The organism is Streptomyces sp. NEAU-174 (assembly GCF_052665095.1).
Genome location: NZ_JBQTCE010000001.1, coordinates 701,637 through 719,268, shown reverse-complemented (window position 1 = coordinate 719,268; position 17,632 = coordinate 701,637). Strand labels below are relative to the sequence as shown.

The following is a 17,632-nucleotide window of genomic DNA, read 5'->3' as shown; positions in this document are numbered from 1 at the left end:
CCGCTCCCCACGGGACTCACACGATCGGGTGATGAGCCGCCGCCGGATGGCTGTCCTCAGCCGGTGAGGCGGGCCATCCACGCCTCGACGTCATCGGCGGTACGCGGCAGCGCGGCCGACAGCACGCGGTTGCCGTCCTCCGTCACCAGGATGTCGTCCTCGATCCGGACGCCGATGCCCCGGTACTCCTCCGGCACGGTCAGGTCGTCGGGCTGGAAGTACAGCCCCGGCTCGACCGTGAGGCACATACCGGGCTCCAGGGTGCCGTCCACATAGGTCTCGGTGCGGGCCACGGCGCAGTCGTGGACGTCCATGCCGAGCATGTGGCCGGTGCCGTGCAGCGTCCAGCGGCGCTGTAGCCCCAGCTCCAGCACCCGCTCCACCGGGCCCTCGACCAGGCCCCACTCGACGAGCTTGGTGGCGAGGACGTGCTGGGCGGCGTCGTGGAAGTCGCGGTACTTCGCACCCGGCCGGACCGCGGCGATGCCCGCCTCCTGGGCCTCGTAGACCGCCTCGTAGACCTTGCGCTGAAGCGGGCTGTAGGTGCCGTTCACCGGCAGGGTGCGGGTCACATCGGCGGTGTAGAGGGTGGTGGTCTCCACGCCCGCGTCCAGCAGGAGCAGATCGCCGGAGCGCACCGGGCCGTCGTTGCGCACCCAGTGCAGGGTGGTGGCGTGCGGGCCCGCGGCGGCGATGGTGCCGTAGCCGACGTCGTTGCCCTCGACCCGGGCCCGAAGGAAGAACGTTCCTTCGATATAGCGCTCCGATGTCGCCCGCGCCTTGTCCAGAACCTTGACGACGTCCTCGAAGCCGCGGACCGTCGAGTCGACGGCCGCCTGTAGCTGCCCGATCTCGAACTCGTCCTTGACCAGGCGCTGCTCGCTGAGGAAGACCCGCAGCTCCTCGTCGCGCTCACCGGTGACCTTGTCGGTCAGGGCGGCCTCCAGCCCGGCGTCGTGACCGCGCACGATACGGACCGGGCCGGTGGCGTCCCGGAGCTCGTCGGCGAGCTTGCGGACGTCCCTGGCGGGCAGGCCCAGCCGCTTCTCGGCCTCCGTGAGGCTGAGCCGGCGGCCGACCCACAGCTCGCCCTGGCCGTCCAGCCAGAACTCGCCGTTCTCCCGGTCGGAGCGCGGCAGCAGATAGAGCGTCGCGGTGTGGCCGCCGCCCGCCTCGGGCTCCAGCACCAGGACCCCGTCCTCGGTCTGGTCGCCGGTGAGGTACGCGTACTCGGTCGAGGCGCGGAAACTGTAGTCCGTGTCGTTGGAGCGCGTGCGGAGATTGCCCGCGGGGACGACCAGGCGGTCGCCCGGGAAGCGCGCGGAGAGCGCGGCGCGGCGGCGGGCGGTGTGCGGAGCCTGCGCGAGGGGCTCCAGGTCGTGCTGCTCGGTGTCCGCCCAGCCGGACTGCATGTTCGCGGCGAGCTCGTCGGAAACGCCTGGGTACAGGCCGTTCTTCCGCTGCTTGATGGGCTCCTCGCCTTCCGGGGTCTCCGGGGCTTCGGAAGTGGGCTCCTCGGTCACGTCTTCCTCCTCGAACTGGACCCCTCCCATCGTATGTGCGGGGCCAGACGGCGGGGAGGGCCCGAGGTACCGGGCGACCACGGCTCCAGCGGGGGCGTGGTCGCGCTCGAGCCGCGGCCGTGAGCACCCGTAAGTGCCCGTAAGGGGGCCACGGTGTCCATAAGGAGGTCACAGTGTCCGTAAGGGGGCCACGGTGGCCGTAAGGGGGCCACGCGTCAGTCGAAGTGCGCCACGAGCAGGACGAGGTCCTCGGTGCCGTCCGCCGAGGGCCGCCCCACGGAGGCCGCAGGACCGTCGGGAAGCACCGTACGGAGCACATGGTCGGCGAAGGCGTCCGGGTCGCCGCGGACGCCCTTGGGAGCGCTCGCCGCGGCCGTGTGCAGCCGGGCGAAGGCCCGGTCCATCGGCTCCCCGGTGCGGTGGAGCAGCCCGTCGCTGTAGAAGAGGAGGGTCTCTCCGGAGGACGGTGCGACCTCCACGCTGGGCGCCTCCCAGCACGAGAGCATCCCCAGCGGCGCGGACAGGGTGGTCTCCACGAACTCGGTGCGCCGCTCCCCGGTGAGCAGCGGCGGGCAGTGCCCGGCCCCGGCCAGCACCACCTTGCGCGTGCCGGGCTCGCAGTAGGCGAAGAGGGCGGTCGCCGAGCGGGCGGGCTCGGTGAGCCGCAGCAGCAGCTCCAGGTCGGACAGCACGGCGACCGGGTCCTCGCCCTCCATCACCGCGTACGCCCGCAGCGAGGCCCGCAGCCGCCCCATCGCGACCACGGCGCTCGGCCCGGAGCCGGAGACCCCGCCCACCGAGAGCCCGAGCGCCCCGTCCGGCAGCGGCAGCGCGTCGTACCAGTCCCCGCCGCCGTGCGGGCCGGGGTGGTGGCGGACGGCCAGGCGCACCCCGGGGACGCGGGGCAGCCGGGTGGGCAGCAGCTCCTCCTGGACGGTCGCGACGGCGGCGCGGGCACGGGAGAGCTCGATCAGCCGGACGATGTGGGCGGCGGCGTACTGGCAGTACAGGCCCACGAGATGGCGCTGGCGCTCCGCGGGCTCGGCGGGTTCGTCGTAGAGCCAGGCGGCTCCGCCGAGCCGCCCGGAGGGGCCGCCGGCGCCCATGGCGGCCGTAAGGCCGGACGAGGGCGTGGCGGCCGGTGCGGTATCGCGCCCCTGGCCGGTGCCGGGGACGCTCGGGGCGTCGGCGACGCTCGTCGTTCCGGCCACGCTCGTCGTTCCGGATCCGGGGACGCCGGGGCCGCCCGGGGCGCCGGGGGCCGGGTGGTCGCCCGCGTCCGCCGGGGTGCCGGTGCCGGTGCCGGTGCCGGTGCCGGACCCGTCCGCGCCGGGGGCGGGCGCGGGGATGGCGGAAAGGCCGGGTGTGGTGCACGGGGTGGCGCGGAACGGGTCCAGCGGTACGGCGTAGCTCGCGGAGAAGCCCAGCCGCGCGGCCACCTCGCGATGGCGCGGGTCGAGGTCGGCCTCACTGGCGATATCGGGGTGGGTCACATCGGCGCGCCGCTCGCCGCCCGCCTCGGGCAGCCCGTCCAGGAGTTGGCCGGCGGAGGCGGAGCCGCGCGGGATGGTCTCGATCTGGCCGAGGTCGGCGTGGCCGAGACCGAGCCCCACGGTGATCACCGGGCCGAGCCCGTCGGCCGGTTCGAGCGCCACCAGTCCGCGCCGGGCGCCGACCAGGGACGCGCCCGCGCGCAGCAATTCGCGCAGCGCCTCGTCGAGGGAGCCGGTCCGGACCAGCCGCTCGGTGAGCTCATGAAGGGTGGTGAGGTCCGAGACCCAGCCCGCGAGCCGGTCCTGGACGCCGGAGTTGGGCGCGGCCAGGGGTGGTGTGACGGGGTCGGCAGTTTGCGTGGGCGAGGGGAGGGAAGGATCGATTCCAGCCACTTTCGGCGCGTGGGGCGCGTTCATGGCCCGCTGCCTTCACCCGCCGGGTCCGGCTCGCTCAATAGCATCGCAAACCCCCTGTCGTGCTGCGCCGCTACTGTGCCGCTACTGTCTCCAGATGTACACGGAGCGCAGATGCGATGTCCAGCATTGTCCCGGTGGTCTTGTTGGTGTCTGGGGGGAATTGAACTTGGCCGAAAAAAAGTCGTTAGGCTGTCCCTTCGAGGTCGACTGACGTCGTTCGACAGCGCGTCGTCTCCACCGCGGCGGGTACACATCGGAGAGGGGCAGGGGCAGTTCGGATCGCCCCGGAACCCCGCGGCCGGTCCAGGCGTCATAGACCACAACGGCCGCGCCCCATCCCCGAGTGGCGAGGAAGGCACCAACCGGACGGCAAGCGCCATGCGCGCGCCACCCCTCGCCACGTTCCACGCTCGGCCTGCCGCGTGATGCGCTGCCTTGTACGCGCAGTGACTTGTGATCCACCTGCTGTGACGGGCCGAACGATGCCGGACAGCGCCACGTAAGTCCAAGTGAAGTGCCATCTGAAGTGCGATGTAGTGCGACGGACAGCCCTCGGCGTTAACGGAAAGGAACGAGCGCTCATGCGCGAGATCCTCGGAAGGCGACGCAAGTTCTCGCTGCGGCGCGGCGCGCGGTCGCCGCTGCTGCGCGCGGCGCTCACCTGCGCCACCGAGTGGCAGTGGCCCGTGGTCCCTGGCGTCGGGCTCCGGTCCGGCGGCGGACGGCCGCGCGTATGCGGCTGCCCCGACCCGGAATGTGCGGTTCCGGGTGGACATCCGTTCGACCCTGTTCTCCTTGCCGCCACCACGGACGAGCGCATGGTGCGCTGGTGGTGGGGCAACCGGCCCTCCGCGCCCCTCCTGCTGGCCACCGGCGGCCACGCGCCCTGCGCGGTGAGCCTGCCCGCGGTCGCCGGGGCGCGGGCGCTGACGGTCTTCGACCGGGCGGGCGTACGGCTCGGCCCGGTGGTCGCCACGCCCACCCGCTGGTCGCTGCTGGTGGAGCCGTACTCCCTCGAAGACCTCGGCGAGCTGCTGAACCAGCAGGACTGGGTGCCCAGCTCGCTGCGGTTCCACGGCGAGGGCGGCTATGTGGTGCTGCCGCCGTCGCAGACCGGCTCCGGGCGGGTGCGCTGGGAGCGGCCGCCGCTGCGCCGCTCCGGGCGGCCCTGGCTGCCCCAGGTGGCCACGGTGGTGACCGCCTTGGTCGAGGCCAGCACCAGCGCGCCCGACGGAGGCAGTCGGCTCGCCTACTGAGGCGGGCCCCGGGTGCGGGGGTTCGGGGGCCGCTGAGCGCGGCGGACCGCTGAGCGCGACGCTCGCGGGTGTGTGAGGGCTCGGAGGCCCGAGTGTGAGAGCTCGGAAGCCCGGGTGTGTGAGGGCCCGGAGACCGGGGAGGCGACTTCCTGGGCTCCGGGCCCGTACTTCTTCCGGTACTTCTTCTCGCTTCTTCCGGTACTTCTTCCCGCGAGGGCGTGTGCCGCGCACCGTGGGCGGGCTCCGGAGCAACTTCCTTGCCGCCGCGGGCGTTTGGTCCGTACCTGTCCCGCCGTCCCGCGCCGCCGTCCGGACGCGGACATGGAAGCGCCCGGTCGCTGGCGACGGGGGATGCACCAGCGACCGGGCTTTTAGAACCGTAACAAGAGATCGGCCGATAGCAAATTCGATCGCGGATTTCCGGACGTCGATTTGCAGGGCGTAACAGTGAGTTGTGAGCGGCGTCACGTGCCCCTGCGGCGCCCTCCGGCCGTCCCGGGGACGTCAGCTCAGCGTCACCTGACGGTTGGTGAGACCGCCCCGGGCGCGCCGCTGCTCAGGTGTCAGCGGGGCGTCGGAGGCGAGCGCCTCCGCGAGCCGTTCGGCGAGGTCCACGGCCGGCTTCTCCGTGTCCTCGGCGGTCATCCCGCGTGGCAGATCCCACACCGGCACCGTGAGCCCATGGGCCCGGAAGGAGCCCACCAGCCGGGTGTTCTCGCCGAGCGAGGAGGCACCCGCGGCGTGCAGCCGGGCGAGCGCGTCCAGCAGCTTCTCCTCGGAGTGGGACATCACCCAGCGCAGGTGGTTCTTCTCCGGCGTCTCGCACCAGTAGGCCGCCTCCACGCCGGTGAGCCGGGCGGTGGGGATCGCGGCCGCGTTGGCCCGTTCCAGGGACGCGGCGACCTCTCCGGTCGCGTTCGCGGCGTCCTCGAGCCAGAACTCGAACCCCTCGTGCAGAGTCGGCGAGAAAGTGCCCTTCGGGTCGAGCAGATCCTGGAGCCGCGGACCGTCGCCCGGAGCCCGCTCGGCGGCCACCGGGGTGCCCGGCTCGGCGGTCAGCGCGCGGCGCAGGGTGTCGGCCAGGTCGCGGCTGATGTCGCCGGAGGGCGTGTCGTTCTGGAGGCCGAGCAGCACGGTGCCGTTGTCGCGGCGCAGCGCGGGCCACGCCATGGGCAGCACGGTCGCCAGGGTGACCGACGGAACCCCCTCGGGCAGCCCCTCGGCGAGGGTCAGCTCGACGGTCGCGGCGGGCACCAGCTCGCGCAGGGCCACCCAGTCGCATTCGCCGGGGAGCCCCTCGAAGGGGCGCTGTACCAGCTCGGTGACGGCGTGTGCGGCTTCCCTGCCGTGACAGGCTTTGTAGCGACGGCCCGAGCCGCACGGGCAGGGCTCCCGCGCGCCCACCACAGGGATCTCGCCGTTGGCGACCCGTGGGCCTGTGGCCTTCGTCTGGGGGCGGCGCTTCTTGGCCATGGTGAGGCTGTCTCCCGATCGTGCGGCTCAGGGCTTGCTCGTACGCCCGTGACGGTCTGCGTACGGCCGCGGTGATGCTCTCCTTACGGCGCGTACGACTGGTACGGGCGCGAGCCTAGCCCTTTGGCCGAACCGCGTCGGCTCCCTGCGCCGCGTCGGCTACGCGAGCTCGTCCAGATCGGCGAAGTCCAGCTCGCGATCGAAATCGGGGTCGATGTTCGCCTCGATATTCGAGCCGAGGCCGGGGGCCAGATCCGAGCCGAGGTCGGCGCTCAGGTCGCCGTCGAGATCCGAGCCGAGATCCGAGCTGAGGTTCGGACCGAGGCCCGGGCCGACGTTCGGGCCGAGATCCGGGCCGACGTTCGGGCCGAGATTCGCGTCGAGACCGGCCTCGAGATGCGCGTCGAGGCCCGGACGCAGCCCGGAAGCCAGCTCCGCACCCAGGGTGGGGCCCAGCTCGGGGGAGAGATCCGAGGGAATCGTGACGCGGCGGGCGAATTCGTCATCGGGCGGGAGAAGAGCCCATACGGTGACTTCGCCGATCTCGTCCCGCACGCCCCATTCCTCGGCCAGCGACATGATGATATTCAGCCCGCGGCCGCCGCGTGCGGTCACCGACGGGTTGGCCGGAAGTGGCCTTGTGGGTCCGCCGCCATCCGTCACCTCGACCGTCAGCCGGTCGTCCTCGTCGACGGTCCATGCAGCCCGGACCGTGCCGCCACCATGGTCGGAACGCCAAGGGCGGCCATGTCGCCATGCGTTGCTGAGCAGTTCTGAAAGGATCAATACAGCGTCGTCTATGACCGAATCCGATACCCCAGTCCTGCTCAAATCGAGGCGCATCCGCTGTCTTGCCGCGCGGACGCCCGCAGGACCATGGGGTACGGCCATGGTCGACGACTTCGGCACCTGCCGTGCCACCACCAACGCCACCCCCGAGACCTCCTTAGCCCCACGCCACGGGTTGAATGCCCCGCGGTGCTGGAGCGGAAACCGGCCAAGTGGCATCGCGTGACGCACTCGTCACGATCGAATACGTACCGAACGCGCCGGTGCACGCCTTGTAATGCCCATTATGAGCGTCCGAGTTGGGACAGTACCTGTTTGGGGCGATTGGTGATCAGCGCGTCAACGCCCAGGCGGACGCACAATTCGACGTCCTCCGGTTCATCGACGGTCCAGACGTGCACTCGGTGCCCCTCGCGCTGTAGCCGCGCCACATAGCCGGGGTGGTTCCGTACGATCCGGATGCTCGGCCCCGCGATCCGCACCCCGGGCGGCAGCTGCCCGTCCCGGTGGCGCGGCAGAATGAACTGCATCAGGTAGACGGTCGGGATGGCGGGGGCTCCGCTGCGGATCCGGTGCAGGGAGCGCGCTGAGAAGCTCATCACACGGATGGGTGAACGTTCGCCGGGTGGCGGCGCGTCCAGGCCGAAGCGGCGCAGCAGCCCGAGCAGCCGGTCCTCCACCTGGCCCGCCCACCGGGTGGGATGCTTGGTTTCGATCGCCAGTTCGATTCGGCGTCCGGCGTCCGCGACGAACCCCAGGAGCCGTTCCAGGGTGAGGACGGAGGTGCTGTCCCGGCTGTCGCGGTCCGGCTCCTCCCTGTCGGTGGCCCGGCCCTTCCAGGAGCCGAAGTCCAGAGTCGCCAGATCGGACAGCTCCAGCGCCGAGACCGCGCCCCGGCCGTTGGAGGTGCGGTCGATGCGGCGGTCGTGCACACAGACGAGATGGCCGTCGGCGGTCAGCCGGACATCGCACTCCAGGGCGTCGGCACCATCCTCGATTGCCTTACGGTAAGCGGCCAGGGTGTGCTCCGGGGCATCCTCGGAGGCCCCGCGGTGAGCGACGACGGAGACGATGTGCGGCCCGGGGCGGCCGTCCCGGGCAGGGCGCGCATAGGTCACCGCGTTATGGTGCCACCGCCCGGTGTGAGCCGTTGGACTCGGCCCCTCCGTTCGTTCGCACGGAATGGCGGTAGGGCGAAATGTCCGGGATAAAGGGTGGTAGTCCGCGGGGCTGTCGCTCCTTACGGCGGTCTGACGCGCTGTGGGAAAAGCTGACGACGGTAAGACGTAACGGTTAAGACGTACACGCAGGCCGTCGAGGAAATCTGTCGTGCACCTGAGGAGAGAGCTGTGAGCACCGAGAACGAGGGCTCTGCCGTTCCGCCCGCGCCCGGGCCGCATCCGGCCCCTCCGGCGCCGCACCCGAACCCGGCGGTGCCGCCAGCGCCGGACTACGAGCCCACCGCGGGCGCCGCACCGGACGGGCCCATAGGCACGCCCGACGCCGCGGGCTCGCCGGGAGCCCCCGGGCCCGCGCCGTCGGCCATGCCGCCCGCCCAGCCCCCGTCGACGCCCCCGCCCGCGCCACCGGCCGCTCCCGCGGCCGCCTCGGCGTCGGCCGGCGCGGGCGACGGGTCAGGCGGCGGCGCGCCCGGCGCCCCGGGCCCCGGTTCGGGCCCCGGTTCGGGCCCCGGCCCGGACGCCGGGCAGTCCGGCGCGTGGTGGCCGGCCGAGGGCGGAGCGCCGCACGGCGGCCAGGGCGACGGCCAGGGCGGGCAGGGAGGACCCGGCGGTCCGGACGGACCGGACGGACCGGGCGGACCGGGCGGACCGTGGGGGACCGCTCCCGTGCCGCCGTCCTCCGGCCCCTCCGAGCGCAAGCCCCGCGGGCTGGTCGCCGCCGTGCTGGCCGCCGTCCTGGTCGCGGGCGGCATCGGCGGAGGCATCGGCTTCTGGGCCGCCGACCGGGAGAGCGACAGCGGCGACACCACCACCGTCTCCGCCTACGGCAACCCCAAGACGGAGAGTCGCGCGCCCGGCTCGGTCTCCAGCATCGCCAACAAGACGCTGCCCAGCGTCGTCACCATCGAGGCGCAGGGCAACAACGGTGAGAGCGGCACCGGCACCGGCTTCGTCTACGACAAGCAGGGCCACATCCTCACCAACAACCACGTCGTCGCCTCGGCCGCCGACAACGGCAAGCTGACCGCCACCTTCTCCAACGGCAAGCGGTACACCGCCCAGGTCGTCGGCCGCGCCCAGGGCTACGACGTCGCCGTGGTCAAGCTCAAGAACGCCGCGGACGCCAAGCTCGACCCGCTCCCGCTCGGCAACTCCGACCGGGTCGCCGTGGGCGACGCCACCGTCGCCATCGGCGCCCCCTTCGGCCTCTCCGGCACCGTCACCACCGGCATCGTGAGCGCCAAGAACCGCCCGGTCGCCTCCAGCGACGGAGGCGGCGGCAACGCCTCGTACATGAGCGCCCTCCAGACCGACGCCTCCATCAACCCGGGCAACTCCGGCGGCCCGCTGCTCAACGCGGACGGCGGCGTCATCGGCATCAACTCCGCCATCCAGTCCGCCGGCAACGGCAGCGGCCTCGGCGAGCAGCAGCAGTCCGGCAGCATCGGCCTCGGCTTCGCGATCCCGATCAACCAGGCCAAGAACGTCGCCGAGCAACTGATCAAGACGGGCCAGCCCGTCTACCCGGTCATCGAGGCCACGGTCAACATGAAGGACTCCACCAGCGGCGCCACCATCGCCTCCAACGGCTCCGGCGGCAGCCCCGCCATCGTCCCCGGCGGCCCGGCCGACAAGGCCGGCCTCAAGTCCGGCGACGTGATCACCAAGCTCGACGACACGGTCATCGACAGCGGCCCCACCCTCATCAGCGAGATCTGGACCCACCAGCCCGGCGACAAGGTCACCCTCACCTACAAGCGCGACGGCAAGGTGTCCAAAGTGGACGTCACCTTGGGGAAGCGCAAGGGTGACAGCTGACGCGCTAGGCTGATCCCCGCGCCCTCACAAACGGCGCGGGGAGGCTTGCCCGAGCGGCCTAAGGGAACGGTCTTGAAAACCGTCGTGGCAGCGATGTCACCGAGGGTTCAAATCCCTCAGCCTCCGCGCAGGTCAGCGAACTAGCTGGTCAGAAGGGGTGCCCCGAGTCGAGGGGCACCCCTTCTGCGTGCATCTTGTCTCACCCTGTCTCGCCCATGTCCCAGGTTTGACCAGTGCGTATGGGCCATCTGTGGGCCAGCGGTGGGACCGTCAGCCCTCGTTCAGACCCTGTGCGATGAGCTGATTGGAACGAGACTGATCACCGCGAAGGATCTTGGCGTAGAAGCGGAACAGAACGGCGATGCTGTGTCCTGCCCGCCGGGCGACTTCCACCGGATCGACTCCCGACTTGATCCAGAGGGACACCCCCGCGTGCCGAAGCGAGTACGGCACCTCGGCGAGGGGAGTTGCTGCTTCCTCCTCCGAGAGAACCGCCGTCCGGGCCTCCTCCCACAGGTCGCAGTACTCGATAGACCGGACGCGCCCGCCCTTGCCGCGCGGAACAGACGGCCGTCCGAAGCTGTCCCGTACCGCTCGATGTGCTCCCGCAGCATCTGGACCAGCACCGGGGGAATCGGGACCGATCGTGTCGCCCCGCGGGCCCGCCGCTTGAGGCTGCGGGATTCGTACGACGCGCCGTCGTCCGTCCATCCGCCTCCCACCTCCGGGCGGCTCTCCCCGAGCAGTAGCTCCCCCCACTCCTCATCCTCCGGGGGCAGGGTGCAGTCCGCGGCTTTCAGGGAGGCAATCTCAGCGGGTCGCATCGCGGCGTAGTACAGGCACCCGAAGAAGCGGCTACCCCTGAAGCTGGTGGAGGGATGGACCGCCGGTGCTGTGCGCCTCGACGGCAGACGAGCGACCGGAGCGGTTCATGTGGGACCTGCCGTCGCGGCGCTGGAGCTGCGGTTGATACGGGCGGTGATGGACGCGGACAAATCTCGCCCGACTTCCTGCGCCGACGCGTATGGGCGGGCTCGAAGGCGTCAGTCCTCCTCGATCAGCGCCCCCGCGAACCGCAGCATGACGTCCACCCGGTCTTCTCGGCTCAGCCGTTGCCACTCGGCGAAGATCAACTCAACTTCATCTCGCTCCAGGCGCCCGGATTGCATGAGCCGGTAGAGCCGACGTTTGTCCTCTCGGGTGCTGAGGCTGGATGCGCGCATCAGCACTTCCTCAGGTGCCGGCGCCGCCCTTCCAGCGCCTCTGGTTCCGGCGTTGCATCGCTGGCACTCGACGCGGAGGTTCGACAGCTCCGTGTTCACCGGAGGGCCAGGGTCGGCGAGGTGGACACTTAGGACAGCCCTGTGGCTGTCCTCATCCGCGTACGCCTCGCCGGCGCCTATGCCGCATGACTGGCAGACGAAGCCGGCCCGCTCAAGAGCTTCTCGCCGACGAGCGGCAGTGATCCGTGGCCGCGGAGCTTCCTTGGGCTGTTCCCCTAGGTCGATACGGGTCCCAATCGCCGTCAGGCGGTATTCATCGGGATGCAGCCGTGGATCACTCTTGTAGTTGTCGATTTGCCAACCCAGGTCACGCAGGTCGCGCATACGGCGATCCGCCTGAGCTACGCCGGGGACACCTTCAAAGAGCTGCAACTTCGTAAAAACGTTGCCTTCCCCCACAGCCGCTAGAAACTCGGCCACCTTCACCTTCGATGACCGCCGCACGGGGCGCTCGTCGCTCAACGCTTCCTCCTGTCCGGCCCGCCGATGGGTACTGCCGTCGCGAATTATAGCAGCGACGGCATCAAGTAGCATGTGGACGGCCTGAAGGTCTAATGTGGCCGTCAACGTTCGGCAGCGTCCGGCAAAAACCGCGAGTCAAGGAGGTAGAGCGGTACTGATGGAAACGGTTGGCTGGGCCACCGCGCTGGTGGGCTCACTCGGCGGAGGCGCCCTTGTGCTGGGTTACGCCCTCGATCAGGTCCCTGCCTTGTCAGCCAAGGCGGAGAAGGCGATCACCGCGCTCCGTCGTCTTCGGGCTGCCTGGCACGGCAAGGAGGGGCAGGAAGACCTGAAGGACGACGAGCCGAAGGGGGATGAGAGCCGCTGATGACGACTGGCGCCGAGGGCACAGGCGTCTGTCCCCTGTGAGCTTCGGACACCGGAATGATGAGGCGGCCGTGTGGTTTGACGCGTGCCTCACAGTGGCGTTCGCCAAGGACACCCGCTGCGGCGGCCTCAGCTCCGGTCCTACCTGCCCGGTCCCCACCACTGTCACTCCCGAGCCGTAGCCTTCAGCCATGCGCAGAGGAGCGATCACACGGGAGTCCGTGCTCAAGGCAGTGGTAGAACATGACGAGTTAGGGCGTGAGGCCTTCCTGTCGAAGTACGGATTCGGCGAGGCCCGTTCTTACGTTCTCGCGTACGAGGGTCGGGAGTACGACTCGAAAGCGATCGCTGGAGTGGCACATAAGTGGACCCAAGGGCGAGCACTGGCCCCCGGCGAGTTCAGCGGTGGCAAGGACCATGCGGCTGCCTGGTTAAAGCGTCTCGGCTTCCAGGTCAAGGCCGTCAAGAACCCCGACTGGGCACGCGACGAAGTCATCCTCGCCTGCCATCTCGTCATGACGAACGGCTGGAAGGGGCTGGACGCGCAGGACAGCCGGGTCATCGAGTTGTCTGCGTTACTTCAGCTGCTGCCCATCCATGCTGACGCGGACCGCAACGAAAAGTTCCGGAACCCCAACGGGGTGGCTCGCAAGACGTTCGACATCGCTACCCGGCACCCTGACTACCGCGGCAAGCCCACCAACGGCGGTGCCGTTGATGTCGAGGTCCTGCACGAGTTCCTTGCACGACCGGATCAGATGACCGAAGTCGCCCGCCTCATCCGGGAAGGCACCACCACGGGCGAGCTTCAGGCCCTCCCCCAGACGGATGAGGAAGACCCTGACGACGATTTTGGTGCGCCCGAAGGACGCCTGCTTTTGCGTCGGCACCGAGCTCGGGAGCGCAACAAGGGCCTGCGCAAGAAGAAGATCGACTCTGTTCTACGTAAAGGCGGAAGTCTCGCCTGCGAGGTATGCGGATTCGACTTCGAGGAGGTCTACGGCGAGCGCGGTGTCGGCTACGTCGAATGCCACCACGTCGTGCCCCTGCACGAGGCCGGCGAAGGGACGACCAAGCTCAGCGACCTGGCACTCATCTGCGCAAACTGCCACCGTATGATCCATCGCCGCGCACCCTGGCCAACCCCCGCAGAGCTGAGAACCTCCATCGAGCACCGCCGATCCATGCGGAGCCACACCTCAGCCGGCATCGTGCAGCAGCGTGGCAAATCGGCAGCACGTGCCGTCGCTCGGGAGGACCAGTGATGACGGAGCCCGCAGACCCTGTACTCCTCTTCGACGAAGACGGGCGCATGTTCGTCCTGCACGATCCGGCCCTGGCCAGTGATCTGATCGAGTCTGAGAACGAGTTCGTGGAAGGCTACGACGGCCGGGGGCGTCCAGTCCGATCCTGTGGAGAACCCGGACAGGTCGGCCTGACTTTGGTCGCAAAAGCCCCTCACGACCAGGAACTTCGTAAACGCGTAGAGCGCTATTACTCGATTTTCGCTGTTCGCCATCCCACGCGTATACCTCCGCAAGAAACCGATCTGGTGGCCTTCATCCGCGCCGTGGCAGAGGATTGGGTCGAGGAGTAGTGAGTACGCCGACCTGACCCCCGTGCTCCCGGGAATGGTTAGCGCCCTCGCCAACGATGCCGCATACTTAAAGCTGCTGGACCTGCAATAATTTCTAGGAGGGCGTGTTGTAATTTCGGGCTTCATCTAGGAGCCGACGCACCTCTTCTCTGAGCGAGCCATCCCGGCCCTTTCTCTGCGCAAGTGCCGCGGATGAACCATCCCCACGCCAACTCTTGCTTGGTTGCCCCAGAGGCACTGCGAGCGCGAATTGTTCCCGGACGGGAAGGTCAAAGTATCCCAAATGCTCAAGAGCTTCAGCGACTTGCGCATAGTCGCCATACTTATGGAATTTCTTCGGGTCGCTTCTATATGCTTCAACGCGGTCGACGGCAGAATGTTCGTCACGCAACAGATGAATCATTGCTTGCCGCCGGTAACGAATTGCGCCGGGTGAGCGATTCAGAACGCGCGCAACATCCTCGTAAGTCTCGTCTGGAGTAGCAAGGATTACCGTGAGAGTGGCAAGCATAGTCCAACGCATGCCGAACTGGCTCGCAATATTTATCTCGACGTCTTCTGCGAGCTTCTCCCAGAATTCACGCTTCTCTGCTGGGACGAGTCGAAGTGCGTCCGGATTAACTTGCAGCCGCCGCTTGGAGTCGCCTTGATGGCCCGGCCTTTGCATTCCGCTCACTGGGCGGTCTTCCGGGAGGTGGGAAGCTTAGACAGTCGCTCATTGGCGAAGTCGTCGAGCGACTGCACGGAATCGTAAAGGCGCTTAATCAGGTCACCCTTGTCGCCGGCGTCGATATCCTTAATGGATTGGACGTCAATGTCACGGAGACTGCGTGCGGCACTCTCCACAGCTTCAACCGCCCTGAAGAGGACCTTGACTGGGTCAGCCTGCGTCTTCTTGATCTTTTCCTTTTCGTTCTTGGCACGCTCCTGCTCGCGCCGGAGCTTGACGACGCTCTTGACGCGCTCTTCGAGCTTGCGCGGGTCTGCTGCGATGAGCTTGTCTTTCTGTTCGGCAACTTCTCGTGCCACTCGAAGTTGCTCATCCGGCTTCATCCGCCAAGCTCGTTTGTCGGGAGAAGAGAAATCGGCGAGTACGCGAATGTGACCCTCGGAAAACTTCTCCGGATGGGCAGAAATCACGTCGAGCACTACCTGATCGATGGCAAGATATTTCATTGCCTCCGCCACGGATTCCGCGGTTTCTCCCTCGAAGCAATTCGCAACCTGCTCGACGGTCATGCTGTACTGCTGAATCAGCGCTTCGAACATCCGCGCACGTTCCACTGGGATGAGCGGCTCAGCCATGTTTGCCGCGTACAGATGCTGCTGGATCAGCAGATCTTTGTTCTTCTCCTGCCCTGCTGGGATGCGGTAGATGTTAGCCCGCAGCGTTGCCATGCTTCCGCGGCGTGCTGCCTGAAAACGGCGGTGCCCATTGATTAGCTCGTACTTGTCACTGCCGTCCTGGAGAAGAGAGACGGCGTGAATCTGACCGTGTTCCTTGATGCTCTTCGCGAGGTCGTCAAGTCGTTGCTCCACAGTTTCCCGGCGAACCTTCTGGGGAGATTCAGCGATCTCGTCCAGAGGGACGTGCCGACCGGTTTCAATTGCTTCGAGGGCCATTGCCTGCATCTCCTAGATTGGGTTTATGTTGTGGGGTGGCACACTGGGCATTTCGCCACCCTCTTGAGTGATACGGGCCTCCAGCTGGTGGGCTGCCCGAATGACGCCGACGATGTACGGCCCTGACTTCCCGGTGTAGATCCGCAGGAGCTGGTCCTTCGGCATCCTCGCGTATCGCGTCAAAGCACGCTCCGTGCTTCGCATCGCATCTGGGCCACCGGACCGCTCCACCATCTCCGTAGCTCGGTCGGCCACTTGTCGTCTGCCTCGGAGTCCAGCTGCCCGCTTCCTGAGATCCCGGACGGACAGCCGCTCCTCGGCTGCCGTTGTCAGGAGCGGAACTCGGAGGTGCTCCAACTGCCCTGCGATTGCTTCCAGATGTGTGATCCGGAGACGCGCCAGGTTCTCGGCCCCTATCTTTTCGCGGTCAGCAGCCGTGAAGGTTCGCGACAGCCACGCGAGCTTCGTGGCCCACTTGGGGGTGATCCCCAGCTGTGTCGCGGCGGCGTCCAGGGAGATGCCGGCGTTCAGCTGCTCGTTGATGGAGTCGCCGGTCGCGAGGTGGTCCTCTGCAGTGACTGTCACTGTCATACCTACGACGATAGCCACTCGATAAGCTGAGAGTGCTGACTTCCGAGAATCACATACTTGCAGGTCAGGGCGATCTTCAGGCGATGGATACCGCGCTGACCGACCCTTTGTAAGCGTCGATAAGTGTCGAGTCGGCCTCGATGAGCGGTGACGAGTAGGTCACCTATAGGCAGCGCTGAGACCTCGGTTCAGCCCGCTCGTCGTCCTTGTCTTTGTCCAGTGCGCTGACGGCCGCCACTGTTCACCGCCGTACGCGCTCCCCTCTGACCTGTCGCACGAACCCCCGCGAACGGCCCCTGACAGCCACGCGAGCAGTTGGGCTTCAAGCACGTCCGCAGGGAGGCACCCGTCCCACAGGCGGTCCGGGTGGCTTGCCCAACGACCGACGGGTGAGCTTGCCATGCCGCAAGAACTGCTGTCGGTCGGGCCTGTCGAGAGGCGGCGCGGAGACACAGAGGCTCGGTTCGAACCGCTTGCTAAGAAGCGCGGAAGTGGTTGTGCCCCACTTTTTGGGGGGGGGGCCACAGCCCTGGTGCTGACTACGCACTCGCCCATGCTCGGCGGAAAGACTTCCAGGCCTTTACAGCGCCTGCCGCTTCGTTGAGAAACGCACGAACGCTCGCGAGAACAACTGTGATCAACTCGAACGCTTCAACGATCGTCGACGCGGCAGAGGAAATCCGCCCATCACTCTGATCTTCCCTGCCACTAGAAGCTCTGGATGCCATTGCACCAATCTATCCATCTGACAGTGATGCCATCTGCAAGTTCCTTGACGTGGCTTCCTGTTGTCCATCGGCACAGCTCGTTGTCCTGGTCCTTGTCCGGTGCGCCGACGGCCGCCACCCGTTCACCGGCGTACGTGCACCCCGTCTGACCTGCCGCGTGAACCCCCACGGACGCACCCCGAACGGTCATGCGGACAGTTGGAAAGCGTGATCCCGGGGCTTGTGGGCCATGTGTGGGCCAGCCGCTCAGTGGCGACGTGTGACCCTTGCATCTGCGCAGTTCAGAGTCTGGATAGGTCCGGGGACCGCACCGCTCTTGAAAACCGTCGTGGCAGCGATGTCACCGAGGGTTCAAATCCCTCAGCCTCCGCCGAGGTAAGAAAAGCGCAGGTGAGAGGGGCCCCAGAGAATCCGGGGCCCCTCTCACGCGCTTCCTGTCTCAGCCTGTCCTACCTGAATCCCAGTGTTGACCAGCGCGTGTGGCCAAGCTGTGGCCAGACCGAGTACCGATGTGGATGGCTAGACCAGGGCGCTGCCGGTGTTCCGCAACATCTGCCGGAGCACCTTCAGGGCTGTGACGTAGTCGGCGTCGTCGATGCCCTGATGGATGAGGTCGCGGATTGCTGGCGCATGCTGTTTGAGGCTGATGCGAGCGTCCTCACCCGACTCGGTGATCCACAGCCGCCCCTCGTCGTCGCGAGTGAGCCAGCCGCTCTCCAACAGCACGCTCGCCTCGGTCTCCAGGTCGTCCTCAGCCCGGATGTAGGAACTCATGGCCTGCTGGAGTTCGGGGATGGTCATGCCGTGGCCGTCAGGGAAGATGTCGTTCTTCGACAGATTGCGCAGTAACCAGTACTGGGGCTGGGTGAGGCCGAGCTCGGCGATCTGGGCTCGGGTGAACGCGATGAGAGCCTCATAGGCCAATCCGGTCCAGTACGCGGCCGGTTGTGCGGCGAGGTCGGCATCGGCGATCTGCTGGGACGTCATATGCGGTGCTCCTATGAATGATCGCTGGTGCAGGCACCGTAGAAC

General features: G+C 68.0%; 15 protein-coding genes and 1 tRNA gene. 6 read left to right on the top strand and 10 right to left on the bottom strand.

Annotated features, from left to right (window positions below; genetic code table 11):
* Positions 1-56: 56 nt before the first annotated feature.
* Both ACT2CW_RS03040 and ACT2CW_RS03035 read right to left on the bottom strand, forming a co-directional pair.
* A complete protein-coding gene (locus tag ACT2CW_RS03040; protein WP_051573490.1) occupies positions 57-1,553 on the bottom strand; it encodes an aminopeptidase P family protein in 1,497 nt (498 codons plus the stop codon).
* A gap of 185 nt (positions 1,554-1,738) precedes the next feature.
* Positions 1,739-3,433, bottom strand: a complete 1,695-nt coding sequence (locus tag ACT2CW_RS03035) for a GAF domain-containing SpoIIE family protein phosphatase (RefSeq protein WP_445515397.1) — start codon at positions 3,431-3,433, stop codon at positions 1,739-1,741.
* Between the two features lie 581 nt (positions 3,434-4,014).
* Here ACT2CW_RS03035 and ACT2CW_RS03030 point away from each other — a divergent pair.
* Positions 4,015-4,689, top strand: a complete 675-nt coding sequence (locus tag ACT2CW_RS03030) for a bifunctional DNA primase/polymerase (RefSeq protein WP_182471973.1) — start codon at positions 4,015-4,017, stop codon at positions 4,687-4,689.
* A 504-nt stretch (positions 4,690-5,193) separates the two neighbouring features.
* Here ACT2CW_RS03030 and ACT2CW_RS03025 read toward each other — a convergent pair.
* The 3 genes from ACT2CW_RS03025 to ACT2CW_RS03015 all read right to left on the bottom strand — a co-directional run bounded on the left by ACT2CW_RS03025 (position 5,194) and on the right by ACT2CW_RS03015 (position 8,069).
* Positions 5,194-6,162, bottom strand: a complete 969-nt coding sequence (locus ACT2CW_RS03025; protein ID WP_414084346.1) for a DUF5926 family protein — start codon at positions 6,160-6,162, stop codon at positions 5,194-5,196.
* Between the two features lie 159 nt (positions 6,163-6,321).
* Positions 6,322-7,095 carry an ATP-binding protein gene (locus tag ACT2CW_RS03020; protein ID WP_445515396.1) on the bottom strand — a complete coding sequence of 258 codons (774 nt, stop codon included), beginning with the start codon at positions 7,093-7,095 and terminating at the stop codon, positions 6,322-6,324.
* A 140-nt stretch (positions 7,096-7,235) separates the two neighbouring features.
* Positions 7,236-8,069, bottom strand: a complete 834-nt coding sequence (locus ACT2CW_RS03015; protein ID WP_171072668.1) for a glycerophosphodiester phosphodiesterase — start codon at positions 8,067-8,069, stop codon at positions 7,236-7,238.
* Between the two features lie 231 nt (positions 8,070-8,300).
* On the opposite strand from ACT2CW_RS03015, the gene ACT2CW_RS03010 reads away from it, so the two are divergent.
* Complete coding sequence (locus ACT2CW_RS03010; protein WP_445515395.1) at positions 8,301-9,950, top strand: S1C family serine protease; 1,650 nt, start codon at positions 8,301-8,303, stop codon at positions 9,948-9,950.
* Between the two features lie 39 nt (positions 9,951-9,989).
* Positions 9,990-10,076, top strand: a tRNA-Ser gene (locus ACT2CW_RS03005).
* 917 nt (positions 10,077-10,993) lie between these two features.
* Here the strand turns inward: ACT2CW_RS03005 and ACT2CW_RS03000 are convergent.
* Positions 10,994-11,695, bottom strand: a complete 702-nt coding sequence (locus tag ACT2CW_RS03000) for an HNH endonuclease (RefSeq protein ID WP_445515394.1) — start codon at positions 11,693-11,695, stop codon at positions 10,994-10,996.
* Between the two features lie 157 nt (positions 11,696-11,852).
* On the opposite strand from ACT2CW_RS03000, the gene ACT2CW_RS02995 reads away from it, so the two are divergent.
* The 3 genes from ACT2CW_RS02995 (at position 11,853) to ACT2CW_RS02985 (ending at position 13,658) form a co-directional block, all read left to right on the top strand.
* Complete coding sequence (locus ACT2CW_RS02995) at positions 11,853-12,062, top strand: hypothetical protein (RefSeq protein WP_445515393.1); 210 nt, start codon at positions 11,853-11,855, stop codon at positions 12,060-12,062.
* 190 nt (positions 12,063-12,252) lie between these two features.
* Positions 12,253-13,326: an HNH endonuclease gene (locus ACT2CW_RS02990; protein ID WP_445515392.1), complete on the top strand. Its 1,074-nt coding sequence runs from the start codon at positions 12,253-12,255 to the stop codon at positions 13,324-13,326.
* Complete coding sequence (locus tag ACT2CW_RS02985; protein ID WP_445515391.1) at positions 13,326-13,658, top strand: hypothetical protein; 333 nt, start codon at positions 13,326-13,328, stop codon at positions 13,656-13,658. Before ACT2CW_RS02990 ends, ACT2CW_RS02985 begins: the two co-directional genes overlap by 1 nt.
* Positions 13,659-13,752: 94 nt before the next feature.
* Here ACT2CW_RS02985 and ACT2CW_RS02980 read toward each other — a convergent pair whose 3' ends face one another.
* The 4 genes from ACT2CW_RS02980 to ACT2CW_RS02965 form a co-directional block, all read right to left on the bottom strand.
* Positions 13,753-14,334, bottom strand: a complete 582-nt coding sequence (locus tag ACT2CW_RS02980) for a hypothetical protein (RefSeq protein WP_445515390.1) — start codon at positions 14,332-14,334, stop codon at positions 13,753-13,755.
* Positions 14,331-15,281 carry a ParB/RepB/Spo0J family partition protein gene (locus ACT2CW_RS02975; protein ID WP_445515389.1) on the bottom strand — a complete coding sequence of 317 codons (951 nt, stop codon included), beginning with the start codon at positions 15,279-15,281 and terminating at the stop codon, positions 14,331-14,333. The genes ACT2CW_RS02980 and ACT2CW_RS02975 overlap by 4 nt, the downstream gene beginning before the upstream one ends.
* A 12-nt stretch (positions 15,282-15,293) precedes the next feature.
* The gene (locus tag ACT2CW_RS02970; RefSeq protein ID WP_445515388.1) at positions 15,294-15,872 is read right to left on the bottom strand and encodes a hypothetical protein; all 579 of its coding nucleotides are present in this window, start codon (positions 15,870-15,872) and stop codon (positions 15,294-15,296) included.
* 1,247 nt (positions 15,873-17,119) lie between these two features.
* Positions 17,120-17,587 carry a MarR family transcriptional regulator gene (locus tag ACT2CW_RS02965; protein WP_445515387.1) on the bottom strand — a complete coding sequence of 156 codons (468 nt, stop codon included), beginning with the start codon at positions 17,585-17,587 and terminating at the stop codon, positions 17,120-17,122.
* Positions 17,588-17,632: the final 45 nt, after the last annotated feature.